The sequence below is a fragment of the Hymenobacter cheonanensis genome, from assembly GCF_030581075.1.
In the GTDB taxonomy this organism is placed as follows: Bacteria; Bacteroidota; Bacteroidia; order Cytophagales; family Hymenobacteraceae; genus Hymenobacter.
Genome location: NZ_JAUQSW010000010.1, coordinates 123,238 through 143,290, shown reverse-complemented (window position 1 = coordinate 143,290; position 20,053 = coordinate 123,238). Strand labels below are relative to the sequence as shown.

Here is a 20,053-nt window from a genome sequence, read left to right as displayed (position 1 = left end):
CCTGCCTGACAGCGTGTTTTTTCACGCTGGCTTTCAGCTAACTCCAAGCCGCTGTTTTTTATTCCATGACGCCCCGCCTTACCTCGGCCCTGGCTAGCCTCGAAGCCACCCACGGCATCCGTATTCTCTACGCCTGCGAGTCGGGCAGCCGGGCCTGGGGCTTTCCCTCGCCCGACTCCGACTACGACGTGCGCTTCATCTACTGTCACCCCACCGACTGGTACCTGCGCCTCGATGAAGGCCTCGATACGCTCAACTTTCCGGTCGATGACGAGCTGGACCTGGCCGGCTGGGAGCTGCGCAAAACCCTGCGCCTGCTGCGCGGCTCCAACGCGGCGCTGTTCGAGTGGCTGCAGTCGCCCATTGTCTACCACGAAGCCCTGGGTTTCAGGACCCGGCTAGCCCCGCTGCTGCCGCTAGCCTTCAACCTGAAAGCCGGCCTGCACCACTACCTGGGCCAGCTGCGGCGCGGGGTAGAAGAAGACCTGATTGGCGAAGAAGTGCGCCTGAAACGCCTGTTTTACGCCCTGCGCTCGGCCCTGGCCGCCCGCTGGATACGCGAGCGCCACGCGCTGCCGCCGATGGAGTTTGCGCCGTTGCGGACACTGCTGCCATCGGATTTGCACGGTGTTGTGGAGGAGCTGCTTGCGCAAAAGGCTCATTCCAATGAGAAAACTATGGTGGCCCGGCCTTCCGAGCTAATTGCCTTTCTGGCAGAAGAGTACGCGGCCGGGCAGGCGGCGCGGGAGACGCTACCCATCGTGCGCCCGACGGGCCTGGTAGAAGCGCTGGACGCACTATTGCGCCAGCAGGTAGCCGGTATTTCATAGGCCGGGCTGCCTGCTAGGGTGAGTGGATAGTATTAGTCTTTTCAAATCAGGTCATGCAGAGCGCAGCGCAGCATCTCGCGTGCTGACGATAGCAACGACCGCACGCGAGATGCTCTGCATGACAGCGTTTTCTAACTAGCTCTGCATGACAACGTTTTCTAATTGACTGTTCATACAGCCCAGTAAAAAGCGGAGTCGCCGCCGCGATTAAGCTACAAACTTCCGCAATCCGGCTACGGCAGGGCCCTGCGCCGGGCGGGACCTTTGTGCTGTTCATTAGCTTAACGCATTCAACCCGCATGACACCGCAAACACCCACCGCTGGGGGCGCTAGCCCCAAAATCTGGTTTATCACGGGCGCTTCGCGCGGCTTTGGCCGCACCTGGACGGAAGCTGCCTTGCAACGGGGCGACAAAGTGGCCGCCACGGCGCGTCAACTGGCCAGCATCACCGATTTGACGGAGAAATACGGAGCTAGCGTACTGCCCCTGGAGCTGGACGTGACCAAGCCCGAGCAGGTGAAAGCGGCCATAGCGCAGGCCCACGCGCACTTCGGCCGGCTCGACATCGTGCTCAACAATGCTGGCTATTCCCTGGTCGGCACCATTGAGGAAGCCAGCCCGGACGACCTCCGGGCACTGTACGAAACCAACGTGTTTGGCACGGTTTCCGTCATTCAGGCCGCGCTGCCGCTGCTGCGGGCGCAGGGCCACGGCCACATTCTGGGTGTGTCGAGCACGCTAGGCCTTGTTGCGCCGCCGGTAATCGGCTACTACGCCTCCTCCAAGTGGGCCTTCGAGGCCATTCACGAGAGCCTGGCCACCGAAGTAGCGCCGTTTGGCATCAAGGTAACTATCATCGAGCCCGGCGCCTACGCCACCGAGTTTGGCAGCCCGGAGTCGTTGCGCTTTGCAGAAGGCCTGGAGGTGTATGCCGATTTCAAGAAGAATTTCTTCGCGGGCCTGCAAGGCATGGAGCGGGGCAACCCCGCCGCGACTCCGCCGGCCCTGTTTGCCGTCGTAGATGCCGAGCAGCCGCCGCTGCGGCTGTTTCTGGGCAGCCACAACCTGCCCCAGGTGCGCGCGGTTTATGCCCAGCGGCTAGCCACCTGGGAGGCCTGGGCCGCCGTTTCTACCGCCGCCCAGGGCCAAGCCAGCTAGCCTATATTCCAACCAGGCAAACGGTGCGCCCGCGCCGTTTGCCTGGTTGCGTAAGGTTTACCTAAGCCATGAAAAAGCAAGAAAACGCGCCGTTGCGGTTTGCCTCCTTGTCGGAGGCGCACCGGGCCCTGGGCCTGCCGGGGCCCCTGCACCCGCTCATCAGCCTGGTGCGCAATGCGCCCGCGCCCGCGCCGGGCAGCGCCCCGCTCCAGCCCCACGTGCTGGGCTTTTATAAGGTGTCCTTCTGGCCCAGGCTGAGTCGCAAGCTCCGGTACGGCCAGCAGTATTACGATTTTGAGGCCGGCGGCCTGCTGTTTGCCGCGCCCGGGCAGCTGCTGGGCGGCACGCAGGAGCACGGGGCAGGGGAGGTGTGCGCCCACGTTACCCTGCTCATTCACCCCGATTTTCTGGCGAGCTACCCGCTGGCCAAAAAAATCCGGCAGTACGGCTTCTTCACCTACTCGGCCAATGAGGCGCTGCACGTGTCGGAGCCGGAACGCGAGGTGCTGCTGGCGCTGTTCAGGACCATGGAAGCGGAGCTGGCCAGCCGCCTCGACGAGTTCAGCCAGGATGTGGTTATTGCCCAGCTCGACTTGCTGCTGACCTATGCCAATCGCTTTTACAAGCGCCAGTTTCTGACGCGCAAAGCCGTGCACAGCGACCTGCTCCAGGGCCTGGAAGCGACGCTGGCCGAAAGCTTCCGCCCCGAGCGCCTGCACGAGCAAGGCATTCCCACGGTGCAGTACCTGGCGCAGTGCCTGCACGTGTCGCCCAGCTACCTGAGCGACATGCTGCGCACGCTCACCGGCCAGAGCGCCCAGCAGCACATCCACGACAAGCTCATCGAGCAGGCCAAAGAGCAGCTCGCTGCCACGAGCCTGTCGGTGAGCGAGGTAGCCTACGCGCTGGGTTTCGAGCATCCGCAGTCCTTCAGCCGGTTTTTCAAAGCCAAGACGGCCCTCTCGCCGCTGGCATACCGGCGGTCCTTCCAGCTTAATTAACGCTCTGTTACTGACTGCTTTTTGGGAAGGGACGCCTAGCGCAGCGCCCCACGCCGCGCTACTTCTCAAATTTCCAGTTGAGCGACAAATTCACCACGCGGCCCTCGACCGGCGCCCACAGTTCGCGAAAAAGCGGGCTGGCGTAGCTGCCGCCCACGGGCAGCACCACGCGCTCGCGGCGCGTCTGGCGGTAGTCGAAGACATTTTCGGCATTGAGCACCAGCGTCCAGGGGCCGGTGCGGTAGCGCAGCAGCGCCGCCACAATAGGGTAGCCGGGCGTGGTACTACCGTCGCTGAGGTACTGCTGCCCGGTGTAGCTGGCCTCGATGCCGCCCCCAAAGTGCGCGCCGATTTCGGTGAGCGCCACGGCCGCAAACTTGTGGCGGGCGGCCAGCTCCACGTGCGGGTTGGCGGGGTCGTAGTCGCGCCGGGCATCGGTGAAGACGTAGCCCAGGTACAGCTCCGTTTCGTCGGCGCGCAGGCGCACGTAGGTTTCGAGGCCGCGCGTTGTGACGGGCGCGGCGGCGTTTTGCCAGCGCAGCGGGCCGCTGCCGGGCTGGTAGGTGCCCGCGCCGGGGCCGCCCGCCAGGCCGCCATCAGGCAGAATGAGCGGGTTTTGGAGGCGCGTATAGAAGAATGACTGGTTGATATTCAGCACCAACGGCTCGCCCTCATCGCCGAAATTGGCGAAGGTGTGCTGGTAGTTCAGGTCACCGTTCAGGCCCTGCGAAGTTTCGGCCACTAGCCCGGCCAGGGGCTGCACCTGCGGGTAGTCGCGCTCGTCGAGGCTGTTCACGTAGGGCACCGGCACGCGGTAGCCCAGGCCACCGTTTACGCGGGCGGTGAGCGCATCGGTGAGGTTATAGAGCGCCGAAAGGCGGGGCAGCACGAAGCCGCCGTACTGGTTCTGGTGGTCGTAGCGAAGGCCGGCCTGGGCGTTGAAGCGCGGTGCGGGCTGCCAGCTATCCTGCACAAATACCCCGAGCGTGTGGTAGGTGTAGGGGCTAAGCAGGGGCGTGGCGCGGCCCTCGGCATTGCGCAGCTGCTCGCCGTTGAGGTTCAGGCCCGCCACCAGGGTATTGCCCCGGCCGGCCGCGTGCAGGTAGCTGGCTTCGGTGTAAAAAGTTGTTTGATAAGCCTTAAAGGCCACCGTATTGGTCAGCACGTCGCGCCCGAAATTCGTGACGGCCCCTTTCAGCGTGAGGCGGCCGGTGCCCACGCTGTCGTTGGTGTACACGGCGTCGAGGGTGTGGCGCTGGCTGGTGTTATTCACGAAATACGCCGCGCCGCCGAGCACCTCGGCCTCGTCGCGCACGGCTTGCTGCTGGCCGCCGCGCCGGCTCTCGAAAGTGCCGGTGTAGCCCACGGCCAGCTGGCTGTGCTGGCTAGGGTAGTAAAACAGCCGCGGGTGCACGTTGAGGCTGCGCACGCGGGGCACGTCCACGAAGCCATCGCCGTCCACATCTACCGCCTGCTGCCGCGTGAGGCCCACAAACAGCGAGTACCCTAGCCGCTGCCCGCGCTGGGCGGCAAAGCCGTTGAGGTTGGTTTCGTTGAGCGTGGTTTGGTTGAGCGTAGCCGTGAACTGCGGCGTGCCCAGCGTAGGCGTCTTACTCACCAGGTTGACGAGGCCCGCGATGGCGCCGCCCCCGTACAGCGTCGAGTTCGAGCCCTTTAGTAATTCAATTTGCCGCAGGTCGAGCGGCGGCACCGATAAGATGCCGAAGCTGCCCGCAAAGCCGCCGTAGAGCGGCAGCCCGTCGCGCAAAATCTGCGAATACTGCCCCTGCAGGCCCTGAATGCGTAGGTCGGCGTTGCCGGTAGTGGGCGAGGTAGGCTGAATCTGGGTGCCCGCAATGTCGCCGAGCAGGCTGGCGATGTTGCCGGGCTTGATGCCGTTTTCCTCCTGCATTTCCTCCTCGCCCAGCACCTCCACGCGCTCGGGCTGGTCCTCGATGCGCGAGTTGGTGCGCGTGGCCGTCACCACCACTTCGTCGATGGCCGCCGCGCTGGGCGCCAACAGCAGCAGCAGCGGCGCGCCGCCCGGCGCCGGGGCCGCCAGGCTGCGCGCCTTGTATCCCAGCGCCTCCAGCCGCAGGCGGGTGCCCGGGGCCGGGGCCGGGGCTAGCTGCACCAGGCCGCGGGCATCGGTGGTGCCGCCCACGCCGGTGCCGGGCACGCCCACGCTAGCCCCAATGAGCGGCTGGCGGGTAGTCGAGTCGCGCACAACAAGCTGAAGGCTTTGGGCGCGGGCAGCGGCTGGCAGGCCGAGCGCCACCACCAGCAGGAGCGGGAAAGAGCGAAACATAAAATTAGGAGAAGCAGGCTAGCCCAGCCGCGTAAACGCGTAAAGGGCCGCAAACCAAAGGCCGCGCTTTGAAGAATTTCTGTAGCACCTTCGCAGCCCAATTCCTGCCCGCTATGACCATTGCCGACCTGCGCCAGCAGCACCTCATTTTGTTTGAAGCCGTGAGCGGCAGCCGTGCCTACGGCACCAGTCTGCCGCACTCCGATACCGACCTGAAGGGCGTGTTTGTGCTGCCCGAGGACCAGTTTCTGGGCCTCACCTACGTGCCGCAAATCGCCAACGACACCAACGACGAGGTGTTTTATGAGCTGCGCCGCTTTGTGGAGCTGCTGCTGAAAAACAACCCCACCGTGCTGGAGCTGCTCGGCACGCCCGCCGACTGCATTGTGTACCAGCACCCGCTGTTTGCCGCCTTCAAGGCCCCCGATTTTCTGTCCAAGCTCTGCCGTCAAAGCTTTGCCGAGTACGCCGTGGCGCAAATTCGCAAGGCGCAGGGCCTCAATAAGAAAATCAACCACCCCGAGCCGCCGGCCCGCAAGTCGGTGCTCGATTTTTGCTACGTCACGGTGGGGGCCGGCGCGCAGCCGGTGGTCATCTGGCTCGCCCGGCAGGGGCTGGCGGCCGGGCAGTGCGGCCTGGCCAAAGTGCCGCATCTCACCGACTTATACGCCCTGTTTGTGGACCCCGCGGCGGCCCGGCCGCTCGGCTACCGGGGCCTCGTGCGCGACCCCGACAGCAGCCAGGATGTGCAGCTCTCGGCCGTGCCGAAAGGGGAGGTGCCGGTGGCGTACCTGTCGTTCAACCGCACGGGCTACAGCGTGTACTGCCGCGCCTACCGCGAGTACTGGGAATGGGTAACCAAGCGCAACCAGGAGCGCTACCAAAACACCGTGCAGCACGGCAAAAACTACGACGCCAAGAACATGCTGCACGTTTTCCGGCTGCTGCAAATGGCCGAGGAAATTGCCCGTACCGGCGAAATTCAGGTGCGCCGCCCCAACCGCGAGTTCCTGCTGCAAATCCGCCGCGGCGAGTTTGCCTACGCCGACCTTGTGGCCCAGGCCGAGCAGCTAGTGGCCCAGGTAGAAGCCGCTTTTGCCACCTCCGCGCTGCCCGAGGCCCCCGATGCCGCCGCCGCCGAAGCCGTGCTGCGCCAGGTGCGCCAAGCATTTTACGCGGCCCGCTAGCCTCTCTTTCGGTACCGGGGAGCCTTTAGCGCGTAGCGGCGTTGGCTGGCTATGGAAACGAGCAGGCAGCAACTTATTGGTAAGCTGCGTGATGTGAGTAAAATAAAATGTATCACAAATTTCAGTAATTATTGAAACTTGTGATACATTTGCGGCGTCCACAAGCGTCGGTGCACGAAGCAGCGGCTGCTTAGGTGCTTAGCGATTATGAAACCTCCCAAACTCGTGCTCATCGGCGGCAATGGCTTTTTGGGCCGGCACCTGCGGCAGCATTTTCAAGCGCTTGGCTACGAAGTAGTCAGCATAAGCCGCACGGGGCCGGGCGATGTGCGCTGGGATGCCCGCACGCTGGGGCCGTGGGCGCAGCAGCTAGAGGGCGCCGCGGCCGTGGTAAACCTGGCCGGCCGCACCGTCGATTGCCGCTACACGGCCGCCAACCGCCGGCAGATTATGGCGAGCCGCATCGAAAGCACCACGGTACTAGGGGCTGCCATTGCAGCCTGCCGGCAGCCGCCCCGCGTGTGGCTAAACTCCTCCACCGCTACTATTTACGCCGATACGGCGGGCGACCTGCCAGCCAATACGGAGGCTGCGGGTACCATTGGCGAAGGCTTTTCGGTAGGGGTGGCCCAGGCCTGGGAGGCGGCCCTGGCGGCGGCCCCCACGCCGGCCACGCGGCGGGTGGCGCTGCGCACCTCCATTGTGCTGGGGGCCGATGGCGGGGCCTTTCCGGTGCTGGCGCGGCTAGCGCGCTTCGGGCTGTGCTCGCCGCAAGGCTCGGGCCGGCAGTGGGTTAGCTGGCTGCACATTCAGGATTTTTGCCGGGCGGTGGAGTTTTTGCTACACGCCGGGCCCATGAGCGGCGCGGTAAACCTGTGCGCCCCGCACCCGCTGCCCAACCGCGATTTCAACGCCCTGCTGGCCCGGCACCTGCGGCCGTTGCTGCGCCTGCCGCAGCCCCGCTGGCTGCTCGAAATCGGCGCCTTCGCGCTGCGCACCGAAACCGAGCTTATCCTGAAAAGCCGCAAAGTGTACCCGCAGCGGCTGCTCGACGCGGGGTTCGCATTCAACTATCCAACTTGTGAGGCGGCAATGGCAGATTTACTGCCTGCTGAACCAAGTAACTAAGTTGCCATATGACTCCCGCAGACAATAACCCGCCCACACCCAGCCTGGCCGAGGCCAAAGCCCAATTCATCCACCTCTGGGGCGTGACTGGCACGAGTTGGGGCGTGAGCAAGACCCTGGCCCAGGTGCACGCGCTGCTGCTGGTGAGCCCAGTAGCGCTCAGCACCGAGGACATTATGGCGCAGCTCACCATCTCGCGGGGCAATGCCAGCATGACGGTGCGCGAGCTGCTCGATTGGGAATTGATTTACAAAGAGTTGCGCCCCGGCGAGCGCCGCGAGTTTTTTGTGGCCGAAAAGGATATGCTGCAAGTCACGCGCTGCATTATCCGGGCGCGCAAGCGCCGCGAACTCGACCAGATGAAGCGCACCCTCGACCAGCTGGCCGTCCTGCCCGGCGATGCGGCCGACGCCGACTACCGGGCCTTTCACACCACCCTAACCGACATTCAGCAGCTGGCCGCCGCCTCCGACAAGCTGCTCACCAAGCTCATGCAGGCCGAGCGCAGTTGGTTCTGGGACAAGTTTTTCAAGCTCTTTCTCTAGCCCTGGCCGCGCAGGTCTTTGAGTGCCAGTGCGGGCTAGCGGCCGCCCACGCCGGGCCCGCGCGGGCGGCTACTTGGCTGTCATCAGGGCCGAGAGGCCTGGCGGGGCGATGACGTTGGCGCTGCCGTCGGGGTTGGTAGTGACCACGATGCGGGTAAACTTGCCCTGGTAGTACCAGTAAAAAGCGGGGCTTACGGGCTGCTCGTGCTCCTGGTAAAAGCGCTCAATAATGGCCCGCGTGCCCTGGATATACTGCACAAAATCAACGGGATGGGCCCGGCTTACCTGGCAGATGCTGGCCAGGCCCTTGTTGGGGATGGCCACCACGCTGCCCCACTCGCCCACAAACTCGGGCGCGTTGGCGGCCAGGTCCAGGGCGTAGCTGGCGGCGTAGTTTTCCTCAGCTATAAAATTGACCGTCAGTTTTATAGGCCCGGATTCCAGTTCCCTGGTATCGCGGCCCACCGTGTGCTTGTTTACGTTGGCCTGGGCTAGCGCAAACACGGCGGCCGGCTCCTGGTGCCACTCGGCAAACATGGCTTTGGGCACCGCCGAGAAGGCGCCCGGCAGGTCCAGCATCAGCACGGTGGCCGTGCCTTCGAGGTCGATGCGGGTGAGCAGGTTGGCCGCCCCGCCGCGCTGCGCCAGGCTAGCCTCGGGGTAGATGCGCAGGCTGAGGTAGGGGCGCACGCTCTCGAAGCTGCGCGGGTCAATCTTGCGCTGCTCGTCAAACGAGCTGAACAGGCTCGTAAAATGATACCGAATGAGGCCCGGCCACTGCGTTTTGTCGGGCTGGGCCGCGCACTTGGCAATGAGGTTGTGCAGGTTGAGCGCCGTCACGCCCGGCTGCCCGGGGCGCAGCGTAATGGTGCCATCGTGCACGGCCGCCACCGGGTAGCGCCGCGCCACCACCGCCACCGCCGAGTCGACTAGTACTTGGTAGTCGGCTTTGCTGATAAGCGCGCGGTAGTCTTTCGGAATGTCGTAGCTTATTTTCTGGGCCCGGGCCCCCAGCGCGAGGCAGCACACCAACCCTAAAATCCATAAGAAGCGCATAAGAAGCAGTAAAACGGCTAGCCCGCCTAGCCGTGGGCGCCTCGCCGGCAAGCGGCGTACTTACTATTGTTGCGGCGAGGGCTAGCTGGCCGAACCAGGCGAAGGCCTGAAAACAAGCAAGGTAGCACCCAAATTTGCCCGTAGCTAGTACTCCGGCCGAGCTAATCGCACGAATGCCCTAATCCTGTACCCCCTAAAGTCAACTAAAACCCGACCTTCGCACGTTCATTCATCGCCCGCTCACTGGTGGTGCACTCTCGTTATGATACTGACTAATGACCTTCTCATTTCGCGCGGCGAAGTGCTCATGCAACTCGAAGGTTACCTGAAGGATAATATCTATACCTTTCTCAAAAAGGTAGAAGATAGCTGGCAACCTGCTGATTACCTGCCCGATTCGCGCCGCGATACCTTCTTCGATGAGGTGAAGGAGCTGCGCGAGCGCGCCGGTGGCCTGAGCTACGACCTGCTGGCCGTGCTCATCGGCGACACCATTACCGAGGAGGCGCTGCCCAACTACGAGGCCTGGTTTCATGAGCTTGACGACCTGAACCGCGACCGCAACAACGGCTGGGCGCAGTGGATTCGGGGCTGGACGGCCGAGGAAAACCGCCACGGCGACCTGCTCAACCGCTACCTCTACCTCTGCGGCCGCGTAAACATGCGCGAGTTTGAGTTCTCGACCCAGCACCTTATCAACGACGGCTTCGACCTGGGCACGGCCCACGACCCGTACCGCGCCTTCGTGTACACGAGCTACCAGGAAATGGCCACCAACGTGTCGCACCGCCGCGTGGGCCAGCTGGCCCGCCAGGCCGGCGACGATGGCCTGTCGAAAATCTGCGGCATGATTGCGGGCGACGAAAACCGCCACGCCAAGGCGTACAAAACCTTCGTGAGCAAGATTTTTGAGCTTGACCCGAGCGAGATGATGCTGGCCTTCGAGGATATGATGCGCAAGAAAATAGTGATGCCCGCCCACTACATGCGCGAGCTGGGCATCGACATGGGCAAAACTTTCGGGCACTTCACCGATGCCGCCCAGCGCATTGGCGTGTATACCAGCAACGACTACACCGACATCCTGGACTCGCTGCTTGACGAGTGGAAAATAGCCGACCGCACCGGCCTGACGCCCGCCGCCGCAAAAGCCCAGGAATATGTGATGAACCTGCCCGCCCGCCTGCGCCGCGTGAGCGACCGCATGACGGTGCCCAAGCTCGAATACAAATTTAAGTGGATTAGCTAGCCCCCGCTAGCGCTGATTTTCGTAGACAAGCCCCGGTTGCCCCGCGCAGCCGGGGCTTTTTGCGCTGCCCCAACCATCGGCCGGGCAGCGGGTTATCATCGGACAGTTTCATTCCAACCTTTCCCTTTTCCTCATGGCTGAGCAAACCAAAGCCGCTTTCTACACTGAGTTTGGCGGCATCGATAAAATTCAGGTCGGCCCCCTCGACCTGCCCGAGCTAGGACCCCACGACGTGCGGCTGCAAGTAAAAGCTGCCGGCGTCAACCCCGTCGATGCCGTAGTGCGCGAGGGCAAGTTTGCCCAGGTGGTGCCCAGCGCGTTTCCGACCGTGCCCGGCTGGGACGTGTGCGGCATTGTGGAAAAATGCGGCCCTGGCGTGGAGCGCCTGGCCGTGGGCGACGAAGTATATGGCTACGTGCGCCAGCCCGTGGCCCAGCACGGCACCTTTGCCGAACGCATTGTGGTGCCCGAAAACCTGCTGGCTAAGAGCCCCGAAAAGCTGAGCTGGGTTGAAGCCGGTGGCTTGCCGCTGGCGGGCCTCACCGCGTACCAGTCGGTTATCAAGGCCGGCCAGCTGAAGGCGGGCGAAACGGTGCTGATTCTCGGGGCGTCGGGTGGGGTGGGTGGCTCAGCCATTCAGCTAGCCAAGAACGTAGGAGCCACCGTGGTGGCTGTGGCTAGCGCCGACAGTGCCGACCATATGAAAAAGCTGGGCGCCGATTTCACCGTCGACTACAAGGCCGGCCCGGTGGCCGAGTCGATAAAGCGCGTGGCCCCCGCTGGCATCGACCTGCTATTCGACGCTGCCAGTGGCGATACGCTCACCCAAAGCCTGCCCACCCTCAAGCCCAATGGCCGCCTCATCTCGGTGCTTAACGATGGCAAGGGCCTGGTCCTGCCGGCCGGCGTGCACTTTCAGCACGTGATGGCCCAGCCCAGCGTGCCCGACCTTGATTTCTTGCGCGAGCTGGCCAATACGGGCAAGCTCACCGTGCCCATCGCGGCCACTTTCCCACTCGATGAGGCCCGCAAGGCCTTCGAGCAGATTGAAACGCACCACACGACGGGTAAGGTCGTGCTTGTGCCCTAACGGGCAAAAGCAGCAGACAATCGAAACGTCATGCTGAACGCAGGGAAGCATCGCGCTCGCCTTCGCTAGGAGCAGTAGTCCAGGCGAAGGCGAGCGCGATGCTTCGCTTCGTTCAGCATGATACGCCAAAACGGAGCGGTTCTGCTACTTAAAAGCGTCTACTTCTCAATCTTCACGCCTTTCCAAAAAGCCACGCGGCCTTGGATGTTCTGGGCGGCGGGGCTGGTTTCGGGGTAAAACCAGGCGGCGTCTTTGTTGAGTTCGCCGTTTACGCGCAGCGAGTAGTAGCTGGCGCGGCCCTTCCAGGGGCAGGAGGTATGGGCGATGCTGTCCTCAAAATATTCCTTTTTGAGCGCATCGGCGGGGAAGTAGTGGTTGTTCTCGACTACCACGGTGTCGTCGCTCTCGGCCACGACGGTATTGTTCCAAATGGCTTTCATAAGCTGGCGGTGCGGCACCTGAATGGCCGCCCGGCCAGGGTTAAACGCGCTACTTTGCCGGATGTTTGCGCCCGGCTCCGGCGCTCTGCTTCGTAAATGCTCCGCCACGTACGCCACGCCGAAATAAACCGCCCGCAGTGGGACGCGCTTATCAATCAGGCCCCTAACGGCTTAATCTACGCCCTCACCTGGTACCTCGATAGTGTGGCGCCGGGCTGGGAGGCGCTCGTGCGCGAAGAGGGCGGCCGCTACGTGGCCGGCCTGCCGCTGCCCGTGCAGCGCAAGTTTGGCCTGCGCTATTTAAAGCAGCCGCTGTTTGCCCAGCAGCTAGGCCTGTTTTCGCTCGAAACGCCTACGGCTGCCGACTGGCAGCAGGTGGCGCGCTTGCTGGGCCGGTTTCGGGTTATCACGCAGTATGCCTTCAATACGGGCAATGCCGAGTTGCTGGGCGCCGGGCAGCCGGGGCTAGCCGGGGTGCCGTTCACGACTTATTACCTGTCGCTGCGCCCGCCCTATGCGCAGCTGCTGGCTGGCTACAAGCCCAACCGCCGCTGGCGCCTCAACCAGGCCCGGCGCCGCGGCCTGCACGTAGAGCCTACCACCGACATCGACCTGATGGTGCAGATTTTTGCCGAAAACACGGCGCCCAAAATTTATGGGGTCATCGGCGAGGCCTACGAGTATCGCATTCTGCGGGCGCTGTATGCGCGCGCCCGGCAGGAGGGCCTAGCTACCATGTGGCAGGTGCGGGGGGCTAGCGGCGAGGTGCTGGCGATGGGCCTGCTGTTTCATTTCAAGCAGCACCTGACCTACATTTTCAATTGCTCGACGCAGGCCGGCAAGGAGGCCGGCGCCATTTCGGTGCTGCTCGATGAGGTGCTGCGCGCCCACGCGGGCCAGGACCTGGTATTCGATTTTGAGGCGCCGGAGGTGCCCAACGTGGCGCACTTCTACAGCAGCTTTGGGCCAGCGCCGGCGCCGTACCTGGCCATTGCCGCCAACCGCCTGCCCTGGCCGGTGCGCCAGCTCAAGGCGGCGCGCATGGCCCTGTACCGGCGGCTGCGCCCGCGCCCGGCACCGGGGCACTAGCGGAGGCTAGCGGCCGGGAAACATTACCGGCGCGGGCGTTGTTGGGCCGAGTAGCTTCGTGGCGCGCCCCAGCAGGTGCATTCGTACTTTACGTAGAGAAAATTATGGCTATTGGCGTTCGCTTTCAAGATTTTGTGCCCGATGAAAATTCAGGCGAAAAGGGGTTTGAGCAGCTGTTCAAGCTGTTTATGCAGTTGATAACCATCACCAGCGGCGATGTGGGGGAGGCCTTGCAGTGGCTCAATGAGCTGGACAAGCAGTACGGCCTCACCGACAACGACTACGGCATGGGCAACTTCATCGACGACCTCAAGAAGAAGGGCTACATTGATGAGAACGAGCAGGAGCGGGGCGAGCTGAAAATCACGCCCAAAACCGAGCAGAAAATCCGTAAGTCGGCGCTGGAGGAGATTTTTGGCAAGCTCAAGCGCGGCAACACCGGCAACCACCGCACGCCCCACACCGGGCAGGGCGACGAGCAGAGCACTGACCTGCGCGAGTTCCGCTTCGGCGACTCGCTCGAGCAGATTCAGATGTCGGAGAGCATTCGCAATGCCCAGCTCAACCACGGCATGGACGGCGACAACTTCATGCTGACCGAGGGCGACCTCGAAGTGCGCGAAAACGAGCACAAGTCGCAGACCAGCACGGTGCTCATGATTGACATCTCGCACTCGATGATACTCTACGGTGAGGACCGCATTACGCCCGCCAAGAAGGTGGCGATGGCCTTGGCCGAGCTGGTGAAGCAGAAGTACCCCAAGGATACGCTCGACGTCATCGTATTCGGCAACGACGCCTGGCAAATTGAGGTGAAGGACCTGCCGTACCTGCAAGTGGGCCCCTACCACACCAACACGGTGGCCGGCCTGGAGCTAGCCATGGATCTGCTGCGCAAACGCAAAACGCCCAACAAGCAGATTTTTATGATTACCGACGGCAAGCCCACCTGCCTGAAGGAAGGCACCGGCTACTACAAAAACTCGTTCGGCCTCGACCGTAAGGTGGTGAACAAAACGCTGAACCTGGCCGCCGCCGCCCGCCGCATTAAGATTCCGATTACCACGTTTATGATTACTTCTGACCCGTATCTGCAAAAATTTGTGGAGGAGTTCACGGAGGTAAACCAGGGCAAGGCCTACTACTCGGGCCTGAAGGGGCTGGGGCACCTGGTGTTTGAGGATTATAAGAAAAACCGGCGCAAGTCGCTGTAAGCTACTTTGCTGATAATAAAAAGGCCGTCCTGCTGTGTACAGGACGGCCTTTTGCATCTGGAGCTTGCGCGGGGGCTAGCGAGATAGCTTTTCCAGCTTCGCTTTCTCTTTGGTACTCAGGCTGTCGAGGCCTTTATGACTGATTTTGTCGAGCAGGTAGTCAAGGTCTTGCTCTTGCTGCCGCTGCTGGGCATAGTACTTATCGTCAACGGTTTGGTAGGCCGGCGAGCGCCCGAATAAATTACCCAGTACCAGGGCTTCGGGCCTTTTGATAAGCAAGTAGAAGAACCCCAGGGCGGGGGCCAGAATGGCAATAATGGGTAAGTAGTTGGTGCGCAGCAGTTCGGGCTGCAGGCAGACAACCACCAGCAACCCCACCAGCCCGCCGCCCAGGTGGGCATCGTGCCCAATATTGTCGCGCCGGGCAGTGATGCCGTAGGCCGAAATCACCACGTATAGCATGCCATACAGCCAGCCGGGCACAAACAGACCCAGCATGCCCACCTCGATGCCGGGATACAGCGTGATAGCCGCAAAAACCAACCCGCTGATGGCCCCCGAAGCCCCTACGGCGCTGTAGTCTTCCTCGTGCCGATGCAGCAGCAGCGAGAATAAGTTGCCGCCTACGAGGCTAGCCCCGTAAAGCAGGAGGAAGTTGCGATAGCCCAGCATGACTTCCACACTGCCACTAAAGAAGTAAAACGTGAGCAGGTTGAGCACCAGGTGCCGCCAGCCGGTGTGCAAAAAACCGGAGGTGAGCAGCCGGTAGTACTGCCGCCCGTGGCTAATATCGGCGACCCGAAAGGCATAGCGGTCGAGGTAAGCAGGGTCTTTAAAGCCTTTATAGGAAACGAAAAAAATGGCTAGCACAATGGCCAGGCCAATGATACCAAAATCGGGCATGCAGAAAGACGGGTAGGTGTTGAAGAGAAGAGCGGAAGCGAAACCGGGTCCGGGAAAATGCGCAGCCCGCAGCATAGCAAAATAGCCGGGCAAAGTAACAAGCAGGCCCCTGCTGCCGCAAGCGCCAGGCCCTCAAAACCCGCTGAGATTCAAAAAATAGGCCCGACCATAAGTAGCTGCCAGCCCCGGCCAGCCTTGGCGGCATTTGCCCGGGGCTGGAGATGGGCTTTGGAGCGAAAAATCTCTGCCCCGTTGGCCTGAACCTCAAGGGCCCTCTGCGGGTTTAAGGGCTAATGAAGCACGAAACTATCCGCACCCTGGGCCAGCTCCGCGCCAGTGGTTACCAGCCCCGCACCGTGAAACAAGAACTGCGGGATAACCTCATTTCTAAACTCAAAAACAAGGAAGACGTGTTTCCCGGCATCTTCGGCTACGACGAAACCGTGATACCCGAGCTGCAGCGCGCTATTTTGGCCGGGCACCACATCAACCTGCTTGGCCTGCGCGGCCAGGCCAAAACCCGCATTGCGCGCCTGCTCATCAACCTGCTCGACCCGTTTATCCCCGTAGTGAAGGGCTCGGAGCTGAATGACGACCCCATGCAGCCGCTGTCGGTGTACGCCAAAAACCTCATTGAGGAGAAGGGCGACGACACGCCCATCGAGTGGCTGGGCCGCGCCGACCGCTACACCGAGAAGCTGGCCACGCCCGACGTGACGGTGGCCGACCTCATCGGCGACGCCGACCCCATCAAGGCCGCCACGCTCAAGCTGCCTTACTCGGACGAGCGGGTGATTCACTTCGGCCTGATACCCCGCGCGCACCGCGGCATTTTCGTGATAAACGAGTTGCCCGACTTGCAGGCCCGCATTCAGGTGTCGCTGTTCAACATCTTGCAGGAAGGCGACATCCAGATTCGTGGCTTTAAGGTGCGCTTGCCGCTCGATATTCAGTTCGTGTTCACGGCCAACCCCGAGGATTACACCAACCGGGGCAGCATTGTGACGCCGCTCAAGGACCGCATCGACGCCCAGATTATCACGCACTACCCCAAGTCGATTGAAATCGGCAAGCGCATTACCAAGCAGGAGGCGCGCATCAAGGAAGAGCAGCGCGGCCTGGTGACGACCAATGAAATAACCCACGACCTCGTGGAGCAGGTGGCCGTGGAGGCGCGCGGCTCCGAGTTTGTAGATGCCAAGTCGGGCGTGTCGGCCCGCCTCACCATCTCGGCCTACGAGCAGGTAATTGCCGGCGCCGAGCGCCGCGCGCTCATCAACGGCGAAACGAGCACCTACGTGCGCGTGGCCGACTTTATTTCGGCCGTGCCCGCCATTACGGGCAAGGTAGAGCTGGTGTACGAGGGTGAGCAGGAAGGCGCGGGCATCGTGGCTGAGAAGCTGATGGGCAAGGCCATCCGCACGCTGTTTCTCAACTACTTCCCTGACCCCGACAAGGCCAAGAAGCTCAAAAACCGCCCTAGCCCCTACAAAACGGTGCAGGAGTGGTTTGGCAACGGCAACACGCTCGACATCCTCAGCGATGCCAGCACCGCCGACTACCGCGCCGCCCTCGATAAAGTGCCCGGCCTGCGCGACATCGTGACCGAGCTGCACCCCAAGGAAGACGCCGAGACCACCTATTTCCTCATGGAATTTCTGCTGCACGGGCTAGCCGAGCACTCGCTCATCTCGCGCAACAAGCTCACGGCCGGCGCCCAGTTCAAAGACCTGCTTTCGTCGATGTTCACCATGCCCAGCTTCGGCGACGACGACGATGAGGACGAAGACCCTAAGCCCCGCCGCCGCCGCTAGGCCGTAGCACGGACTTTCAGCCCGCGACTGCCCAAACAAAAGCCCCGCATACCGCCCGGTACGCGGGGCTTTTCTTTGCGTCATGCTTCCGGACTGGAAAGACCTTGGCTACTTGCAACACGGCAGCGCACCGCAGCGCCAGGCATTTGAGGTACTGAGGCGGCATGAACTGCTGCCACGCTTGCGCCGCTACGACCCTGTGCTGGTGGGCACTTTCCCGCTGGACCTCACCGTACCGGGCAGCGACCTGGATATTATTTGTGAGGTGCCCGATTGGACTGATTTTCGCCAGGCGCTGGCCGGGTTTGCCGGGCATTTGGGGTATGTGGTGCGGTCGGTAAATACCGCGGAGCCCGCCCTCGCGGCCTCATTTTTGGTGGAGGGGCTAGCGGTGGAGGTGTTTGGGCAGGCCCAACCCACGGCGCGCCAAAACGGCTATCGCCATCTGGTAGTGGAGGCGCGGCTGCTGGCGGTGGGCGGCGCGGCCTTGCGGCAGCAGGTGCTGGCGCTTAAGGCTAGCGGCCTGAAAACGGAGCCGGCCTTTGCCCAGGTGCTAGGCCTGCCCGGCAACCCCTACCACGCCTTGCTGGCGCTGGAAACCTGGGATGATGCCGCGCTGGCGTCCGTGGTCGAAGGTAGCCAGCGTTAGCTTGCCCTAGCACCATAAAAAAGGCCGCTCTGACTAAACAGAACGGCCTTTTTATGGTGCTAGGGCAAAAGCTTACGCCTGCGCGTCGTCCTTCACCACGATTTTCTCAATCGTGTCATTCGGGCGAATCTGGTCAATCACGTCCAGGCCTTCTACCACTTTGCCGAATACGGTGTGCACGCGGTCGAGGTGGGCAGTATTGTCGCGGCTGTGCACTACAAAAAACTGCGAGCCGCCGGTGTTTTTGCCGGCGTGAGCCATGCTGAGCGCGCCGCGCTCGTGGTATTGATGGCCGCCGCTGGTTTCGCAGTCGATTTTGTAGCCGGGGCCGCCGGTGCCGGGCGCGCCCTTGGCGCCGGGCTTGGTGTTGGGGTCGCCGCCCTGAATCACAAAATTCGGGATGACACGGTGGAAGGTAGTGCCGTCGTAGAAGCCTTTGCTGGCTAGGTCGGTGAAGTTCTTCACGGTGTTAGGAGCATCCTGCTCGTAGAACTCAACTTTCATAACGCCCTTAGGCGTGTGGATTTCAGCGGTTTTCATCGAAAAATAACCTGAAGTGAAGGGTGGGAAACTGCCCGGCTTAGGCTGGCCGGGCACTGCGAAGGTAAAACAGCTTGCCCGGGGCCGGGGTTTAGGCCAACCACAGGCCCTGGCTATTACGTAAGGCTAGCCGGATGTTTTCCAAAAATCCCTATTTCCTTTTTTCATGAAGAAGATTTTCTTGCCTCTCGCCACGGCCCTCACGCTTTCGCTGGGCCTAGCCAGCTGCGGCGGCGACAAAACCACCGAAACCACCACGGCCACTGAAAACAGCACGGCCAACCCCGCCGACTCGGTGGCCGCGATGGCCGGTGACTCGGCCCGCATGGCCAAGCCCGGCGGCGTGATGGTAGACGGCGTGGCCATGACGGCCGACAAAGACATTGTGGATAATGCGATGGCTGCCAAGAGCGTAAGCACGCTCGTGAGCCTGGTGAAGCAGGCCGGCCTGGTTGAAACGCTGAAGGGCGCCGGGCCTTTCACCGTATTTGCCCCCACCAACGCGGCTTTTGCCAAGCTGCCCAAGGCGGCCGTGGCCGCCCTGCAAGACCCCGCCAACGCCGCCAAGCTTAAAGGCGTGCTGACCTACCACGTTATCCCCGGCCGCCTGGTGGCCGCCGACCTCAAGGATGGCCAGGAGCTAACCACCGTGAACGGCGAGAAGCTGCACATCTCGGTGAAAGACGGCAAAGTGATGGTCAGCAATGGCAAAGACGCCCCCGCCACCGTGCAAATTGCCGACGTGATTTCCAAAAACGGCGTGACGCACGTGATTGACGGCGTGGTGCTGCCGCTGGCCAAGTAGACCGCTGCCAGCTTTGCATAAAGAGCGTCAGGCTGAGCTTGCCGAAGCATCTTGTTTGAATCGTTAGGAATAAGCAATCCCTAGCGGTACGGCCAAGATGCTTCGGCAAGCTCAGCCTGACGCTCTTTATTTTAATTCAACTACAGCCCCGCGTCTTCCGACACGCGCCTGGCAAAGCTGGCCCAGTCCACGTCGGGCTCGCCCAGGGCCACGGTGGCGGTGAGGCGGTCGCGGATGAGGTTGGCGAAGGGCATGGGCATGTCGTGCTTGTAAGCTTCCTGCACCACGAGGTTCATATCCTTGCGGATGATGGCGGGCGGCGCGCCCACCGGCTGGTAGTGCTGCTCGGCAATGAGCTTGCCGTAGCTCTTGTAGATGGGGTTGTTGAAGAGCGTGCTGGTCAGCATCTCGTAGAAGCCCACGCGGTCGAGGCCGCACTTTTCGGCTAGGGTCAGCGCCTCGGCCAGGCCCTCAATCACGGTGCCGAGCAGAAAGTTGCCGCAGAGCTTGGCCACACTGGCCGCGCCGGGGTCGTCGCCAAAATCGTGGGTGCCCTGGCCGATGGCCGCCTGGGCAGGTTTCAGCCGTTCGCGCGCCTCGGCGGGGCCCGAGGAACCCACCCAGAGCTTGCCGGCCGCCGCCACATCGGGCTTGCCAAACACCGGCGAGGCTACCAGAAACGAGCCGTGGGCGGCGTGCGCCTCGGCCAGGCGGCGGTTGGTATCGGGCGCCACGGTGCTGCACGAGGCGTGGATGGCGCCCTTGGGCAGGGTGCTGAGAATGCCGTGGGGGCCGGTGGTGAGCGCTTCGAGGGCGCGGTCGTCGGTCACCATCGTAAACACAATGTCGGCCCCGCGCACGGCCTCGGCGGGGCTGGCGGCTACGGTGGCGCCCTGCTGGCGCAGGGGCTCGGCTTTTTCGGCAGTGCGGTTATACACGGTCAGCGGGAAGCCAGCTTTCAGCAGATTGGCGGCCATGGCCGCGCCCATGCTGCCCAGGCCCAGAAAGGAAATAGTCATAAGTAACCGATTGCATGAAGTGAGAG

At 62.5% G+C, this 20,053-nt stretch carries 19 protein-coding genes; 13 read left to right on the top strand and 6 right to left on the bottom strand.

Annotated elements, in window-relative coordinates:
- Positions 1–65: 65 nt before the first annotated feature.
- The 3 genes from Q5H89_RS18045 (at position 66) to Q5H89_RS18035 (ending at position 2,991) form a co-directional block, all read left to right on the top strand.
- A complete protein-coding gene (locus tag Q5H89_RS18045) occupies positions 66–830 on the top strand; it encodes a nucleotidyltransferase domain-containing protein (protein WP_305020747.1) in 765 nt (254 codons plus the stop codon).
- A 299-nt stretch (positions 831–1,129) separates the two neighbouring features.
- On the top strand, positions 1,130–1,990 hold the full coding sequence (locus tag Q5H89_RS18040) for an SDR family NAD(P)-dependent oxidoreductase (RefSeq protein WP_305020746.1): 861 nt from the start codon (positions 1,130–1,132) through the stop codon (positions 1,988–1,990).
- Between the two features lie 68 nt (positions 1,991–2,058).
- On the top strand, positions 2,059–2,991 hold the full coding sequence (locus tag Q5H89_RS18035; protein ID WP_305020745.1) for a helix-turn-helix domain-containing protein: 933 nt from the start codon (positions 2,059–2,061) through the stop codon (positions 2,989–2,991).
- A 58-nt stretch (positions 2,992–3,049) separates the two neighbouring features.
- On the opposite strand, the gene Q5H89_RS18030 is transcribed toward Q5H89_RS18035, so the two are convergent.
- Complete coding sequence (locus Q5H89_RS18030) at positions 3,050–5,299, bottom strand: TonB-dependent receptor plug domain-containing protein (RefSeq protein WP_305020744.1); 2,250 nt, start codon at positions 5,297–5,299, stop codon at positions 3,050–3,052.
- Between the two features lie 113 nt (positions 5,300–5,412).
- Here Q5H89_RS18030 and Q5H89_RS18025 point away from each other — a divergent pair, with 113 nt between their 5' ends.
- The 3 genes from Q5H89_RS18025 (at position 5,413) to Q5H89_RS18015 (ending at position 8,159) form a co-directional block, all read left to right on the top strand.
- On the top strand, positions 5,413–6,486 hold the full coding sequence (locus tag Q5H89_RS18025) for a nucleotidyltransferase domain-containing protein (protein ID WP_305020743.1): 1,074 nt from the start codon (positions 5,413–5,415) through the stop codon (positions 6,484–6,486).
- Between the two features lie 207 nt (positions 6,487–6,693).
- A complete protein-coding gene (locus Q5H89_RS18020) occupies positions 6,694–7,614 on the top strand; it encodes a TIGR01777 family oxidoreductase (protein WP_305020742.1) in 921 nt (306 codons plus the stop codon).
- Between the two features lie 8 nt (positions 7,615–7,622).
- Positions 7,623–8,159, top strand: coding sequence for a GbsR/MarR family transcriptional regulator (locus tag Q5H89_RS18015; RefSeq protein WP_305020741.1), 537 nt, complete (start codon positions 7,623–7,625; stop codon positions 8,157–8,159).
- A 69-nt stretch (positions 8,160–8,228) separates the two neighbouring features.
- Here the strand turns inward: Q5H89_RS18015 and Q5H89_RS18010 are convergent, their stop codons facing one another.
- The gene (locus Q5H89_RS18010) at positions 8,229–9,215 is read right to left on the bottom strand and encodes a hypothetical protein (RefSeq protein WP_305020740.1); all 987 of its coding nucleotides are present in this window, start codon (positions 9,213–9,215) and stop codon (positions 8,229–8,231) included.
- Between the two features lie 262 nt (positions 9,216–9,477).
- Here Q5H89_RS18010 and Q5H89_RS18005 point away from each other — a divergent pair, with 262 nt between their 5' ends.
- Both Q5H89_RS18005 and Q5H89_RS18000 read left to right on the top strand, forming a co-directional pair.
- Positions 9,478–10,464, top strand: a complete 987-nt coding sequence (locus tag Q5H89_RS18005) for an acyl-ACP desaturase (protein ID WP_305020739.1) — start codon at positions 9,478–9,480, stop codon at positions 10,462–10,464.
- A 133-nt stretch (positions 10,465–10,597) separates the two neighbouring features.
- On the top strand, positions 10,598–11,554 hold the full coding sequence (locus tag Q5H89_RS18000) for an NADP-dependent oxidoreductase (protein WP_305020738.1): 957 nt from the start codon (positions 10,598–10,600) through the stop codon (positions 11,552–11,554).
- A 158-nt stretch (positions 11,555–11,712) separates the two neighbouring features.
- Here Q5H89_RS18000 and Q5H89_RS17995 read toward each other — a convergent pair whose 3' ends face one another.
- Positions 11,713–11,994, bottom strand: a complete 282-nt coding sequence (locus tag Q5H89_RS17995; protein WP_305020737.1) for a DUF427 domain-containing protein — start codon at positions 11,992–11,994, stop codon at positions 11,713–11,715.
- A gap of 96 nt (positions 11,995–12,090) precedes the next feature.
- Here Q5H89_RS17995 and Q5H89_RS17990 point away from each other — a divergent pair, with 96 nt between their 5' ends.
- Together Q5H89_RS17990 and Q5H89_RS17985 are read left to right on the top strand one after the other, a co-directional pair.
- The gene (locus Q5H89_RS17990; RefSeq protein ID WP_305020736.1) at positions 12,091–13,083 is read left to right on the top strand and encodes a GNAT family N-acetyltransferase; all 993 of its coding nucleotides are present in this window, start codon (positions 12,091–12,093) and stop codon (positions 13,081–13,083) included.
- Positions 13,084–13,187: 104 nt separating this feature from the next.
- Complete coding sequence (locus tag Q5H89_RS17985; RefSeq protein WP_305020735.1) at positions 13,188–14,297, top strand: vWA domain-containing protein; 1,110 nt, start codon at positions 13,188–13,190, stop codon at positions 14,295–14,297.
- 75 nt (positions 14,298–14,372) lie between these two features.
- On the opposite strand, the gene Q5H89_RS17980 is transcribed toward Q5H89_RS17985, so the two are convergent.
- Positions 14,373–15,200: a rhomboid family protein gene (locus Q5H89_RS17980; RefSeq protein WP_305020734.1), complete on the bottom strand. Its 828-nt coding sequence runs from the start codon at positions 15,198–15,200 to the stop codon at positions 14,373–14,375.
- Between the two features lie 293 nt (positions 15,201–15,493).
- Here Q5H89_RS17980 and Q5H89_RS17975 point away from each other — a divergent pair, with 293 nt between their 5' ends.
- Positions 15,494–17,014, top strand: coding sequence for a sigma 54-interacting transcriptional regulator (locus tag Q5H89_RS17975; protein WP_305020733.1), 1,521 nt, complete (start codon positions 15,494–15,496; stop codon positions 17,012–17,014).
- Positions 17,015–17,096: 82 nt separating this feature from the next.
- Entirely contained in the window at positions 17,097–17,663 is a 567-nt protein-coding gene (locus Q5H89_RS17970; RefSeq protein WP_305020732.1) for a DUF4269 domain-containing protein, read from the top strand.
- A 72-nt stretch (positions 17,664–17,735) separates the two neighbouring features.
- On the opposite strand, the gene Q5H89_RS17965 is transcribed toward Q5H89_RS17970, so the two are convergent.
- Positions 17,736–18,203 (bottom strand): peptidylprolyl isomerase, encoded by a 468-nt coding sequence (locus Q5H89_RS17965; protein ID WP_305020731.1) that lies wholly within the window; start codon positions 18,201–18,203, stop codon positions 17,736–17,738.
- Between the two features lie 166 nt (positions 18,204–18,369).
- Between Q5H89_RS17965 and Q5H89_RS17960 the strand changes: the two genes are divergently transcribed.
- Positions 18,370–19,008 carry a fasciclin domain-containing protein gene (locus tag Q5H89_RS17960; protein WP_305020730.1) on the top strand — a complete coding sequence of 213 codons (639 nt, stop codon included), beginning with the start codon at positions 18,370–18,372 and terminating at the stop codon, positions 19,006–19,008.
- A 140-nt stretch (positions 19,009–19,148) separates the two neighbouring features.
- Here the strand turns inward: Q5H89_RS17960 and Q5H89_RS17955 are convergent, their stop codons facing one another.
- Entirely contained in the window at positions 19,149–20,027 is an 879-nt protein-coding gene (locus tag Q5H89_RS17955) for an NAD(P)-dependent oxidoreductase (RefSeq protein ID WP_305020729.1), read from the bottom strand.
- Positions 20,028–20,053: the final 26 nt, after the last annotated feature.

Bases quoted from the DNA above. Each gene is read 5' to 3' on its own strand.
- Q5H89_RS18045 (WP_305020747.1), top strand. From the start codon at position 66: ATGACGCCCCGCCTTACCTCGGCCCTGGCTAGCCTCGAAGCCACCCAC.
- Q5H89_RS18040 (WP_305020746.1), top strand. From the start codon at position 1,130: ATGACACCGCAAACACCCACCGCTGGGGGCGCTAGCCCCAAAATCTGG.
- Q5H89_RS18035 (WP_305020745.1), top strand. From the start codon at position 2,059: ATGAAAAAGCAAGAAAACGCGCCGTTGCGGTTTGCCTCCTTGTCGGAG.
- Q5H89_RS18030 (WP_305020744.1), bottom strand. From the start codon at position 5,299: ATGTTTCGCTCTTTCCCGCTCCTGCTGGTGGTGGCGCTCGGCCTGCCA.
- Q5H89_RS18025 (WP_305020743.1), top strand. From the start codon at position 5,413: ATGACCATTGCCGACCTGCGCCAGCAGCACCTCATTTTGTTTGAAGCC.
- Q5H89_RS18020 (WP_305020742.1), top strand. From the start codon at position 6,694: ATGAAACCTCCCAAACTCGTGCTCATCGGCGGCAATGGCTTTTTGGGC.
- Q5H89_RS18015 (WP_305020741.1), top strand. From the start codon at position 7,623: ATGACTCCCGCAGACAATAACCCGCCCACACCCAGCCTGGCCGAGGCC.
- Q5H89_RS18010 (WP_305020740.1), bottom strand. From the start codon at position 9,215: ATGCGCTTCTTATGGATTTTAGGGTTGGTGTGCTGCCTCGCGCTGGGG.
- Q5H89_RS18005 (WP_305020739.1), top strand. From the start codon at position 9,478: ATGATACTGACTAATGACCTTCTCATTTCGCGCGGCGAAGTGCTCATG.
- Q5H89_RS18000 (WP_305020738.1), top strand. From the start codon at position 10,598: ATGGCTGAGCAAACCAAAGCCGCTTTCTACACTGAGTTTGGCGGCATC.
- Q5H89_RS17995 (WP_305020737.1), bottom strand. From the start codon at position 11,994: ATGAAAGCCATTTGGAACAATACCGTCGTGGCCGAGAGCGACGACACC.
- Q5H89_RS17990 (WP_305020736.1), top strand. From the start codon at position 12,091: ATGCTCCGCCACGTACGCCACGCCGAAATAAACCGCCCGCAGTGGGAC.
- Q5H89_RS17985 (WP_305020735.1), top strand. From the start codon at position 13,188: ATGGCTATTGGCGTTCGCTTTCAAGATTTTGTGCCCGATGAAAATTCA.
- Q5H89_RS17980 (WP_305020734.1), bottom strand. From the start codon at position 15,200: ATGCCCGATTTTGGTATCATTGGCCTGGCCATTGTGCTAGCCATTTTT.
- Q5H89_RS17975 (WP_305020733.1), top strand. From the start codon at position 15,494: ATGAAGCACGAAACTATCCGCACCCTGGGCCAGCTCCGCGCCAGTGGT.
- Q5H89_RS17970 (WP_305020732.1), top strand. From the start codon at position 17,097: ATGCTTCCGGACTGGAAAGACCTTGGCTACTTGCAACACGGCAGCGCA.
- Q5H89_RS17965 (WP_305020731.1), bottom strand. From the start codon at position 18,203: ATGAAAACCGCTGAAATCCACACGCCTAAGGGCGTTATGAAAGTTGAG.
- Q5H89_RS17960 (WP_305020730.1), top strand. From the start codon at position 18,370: ATGAAGAAGATTTTCTTGCCTCTCGCCACGGCCCTCACGCTTTCGCTG.
- Q5H89_RS17955 (WP_305020729.1), bottom strand. From the start codon at position 20,027: ATGACTATTTCCTTTCTGGGCCTGGGCAGCATGGGCGCGGCCATGGCC.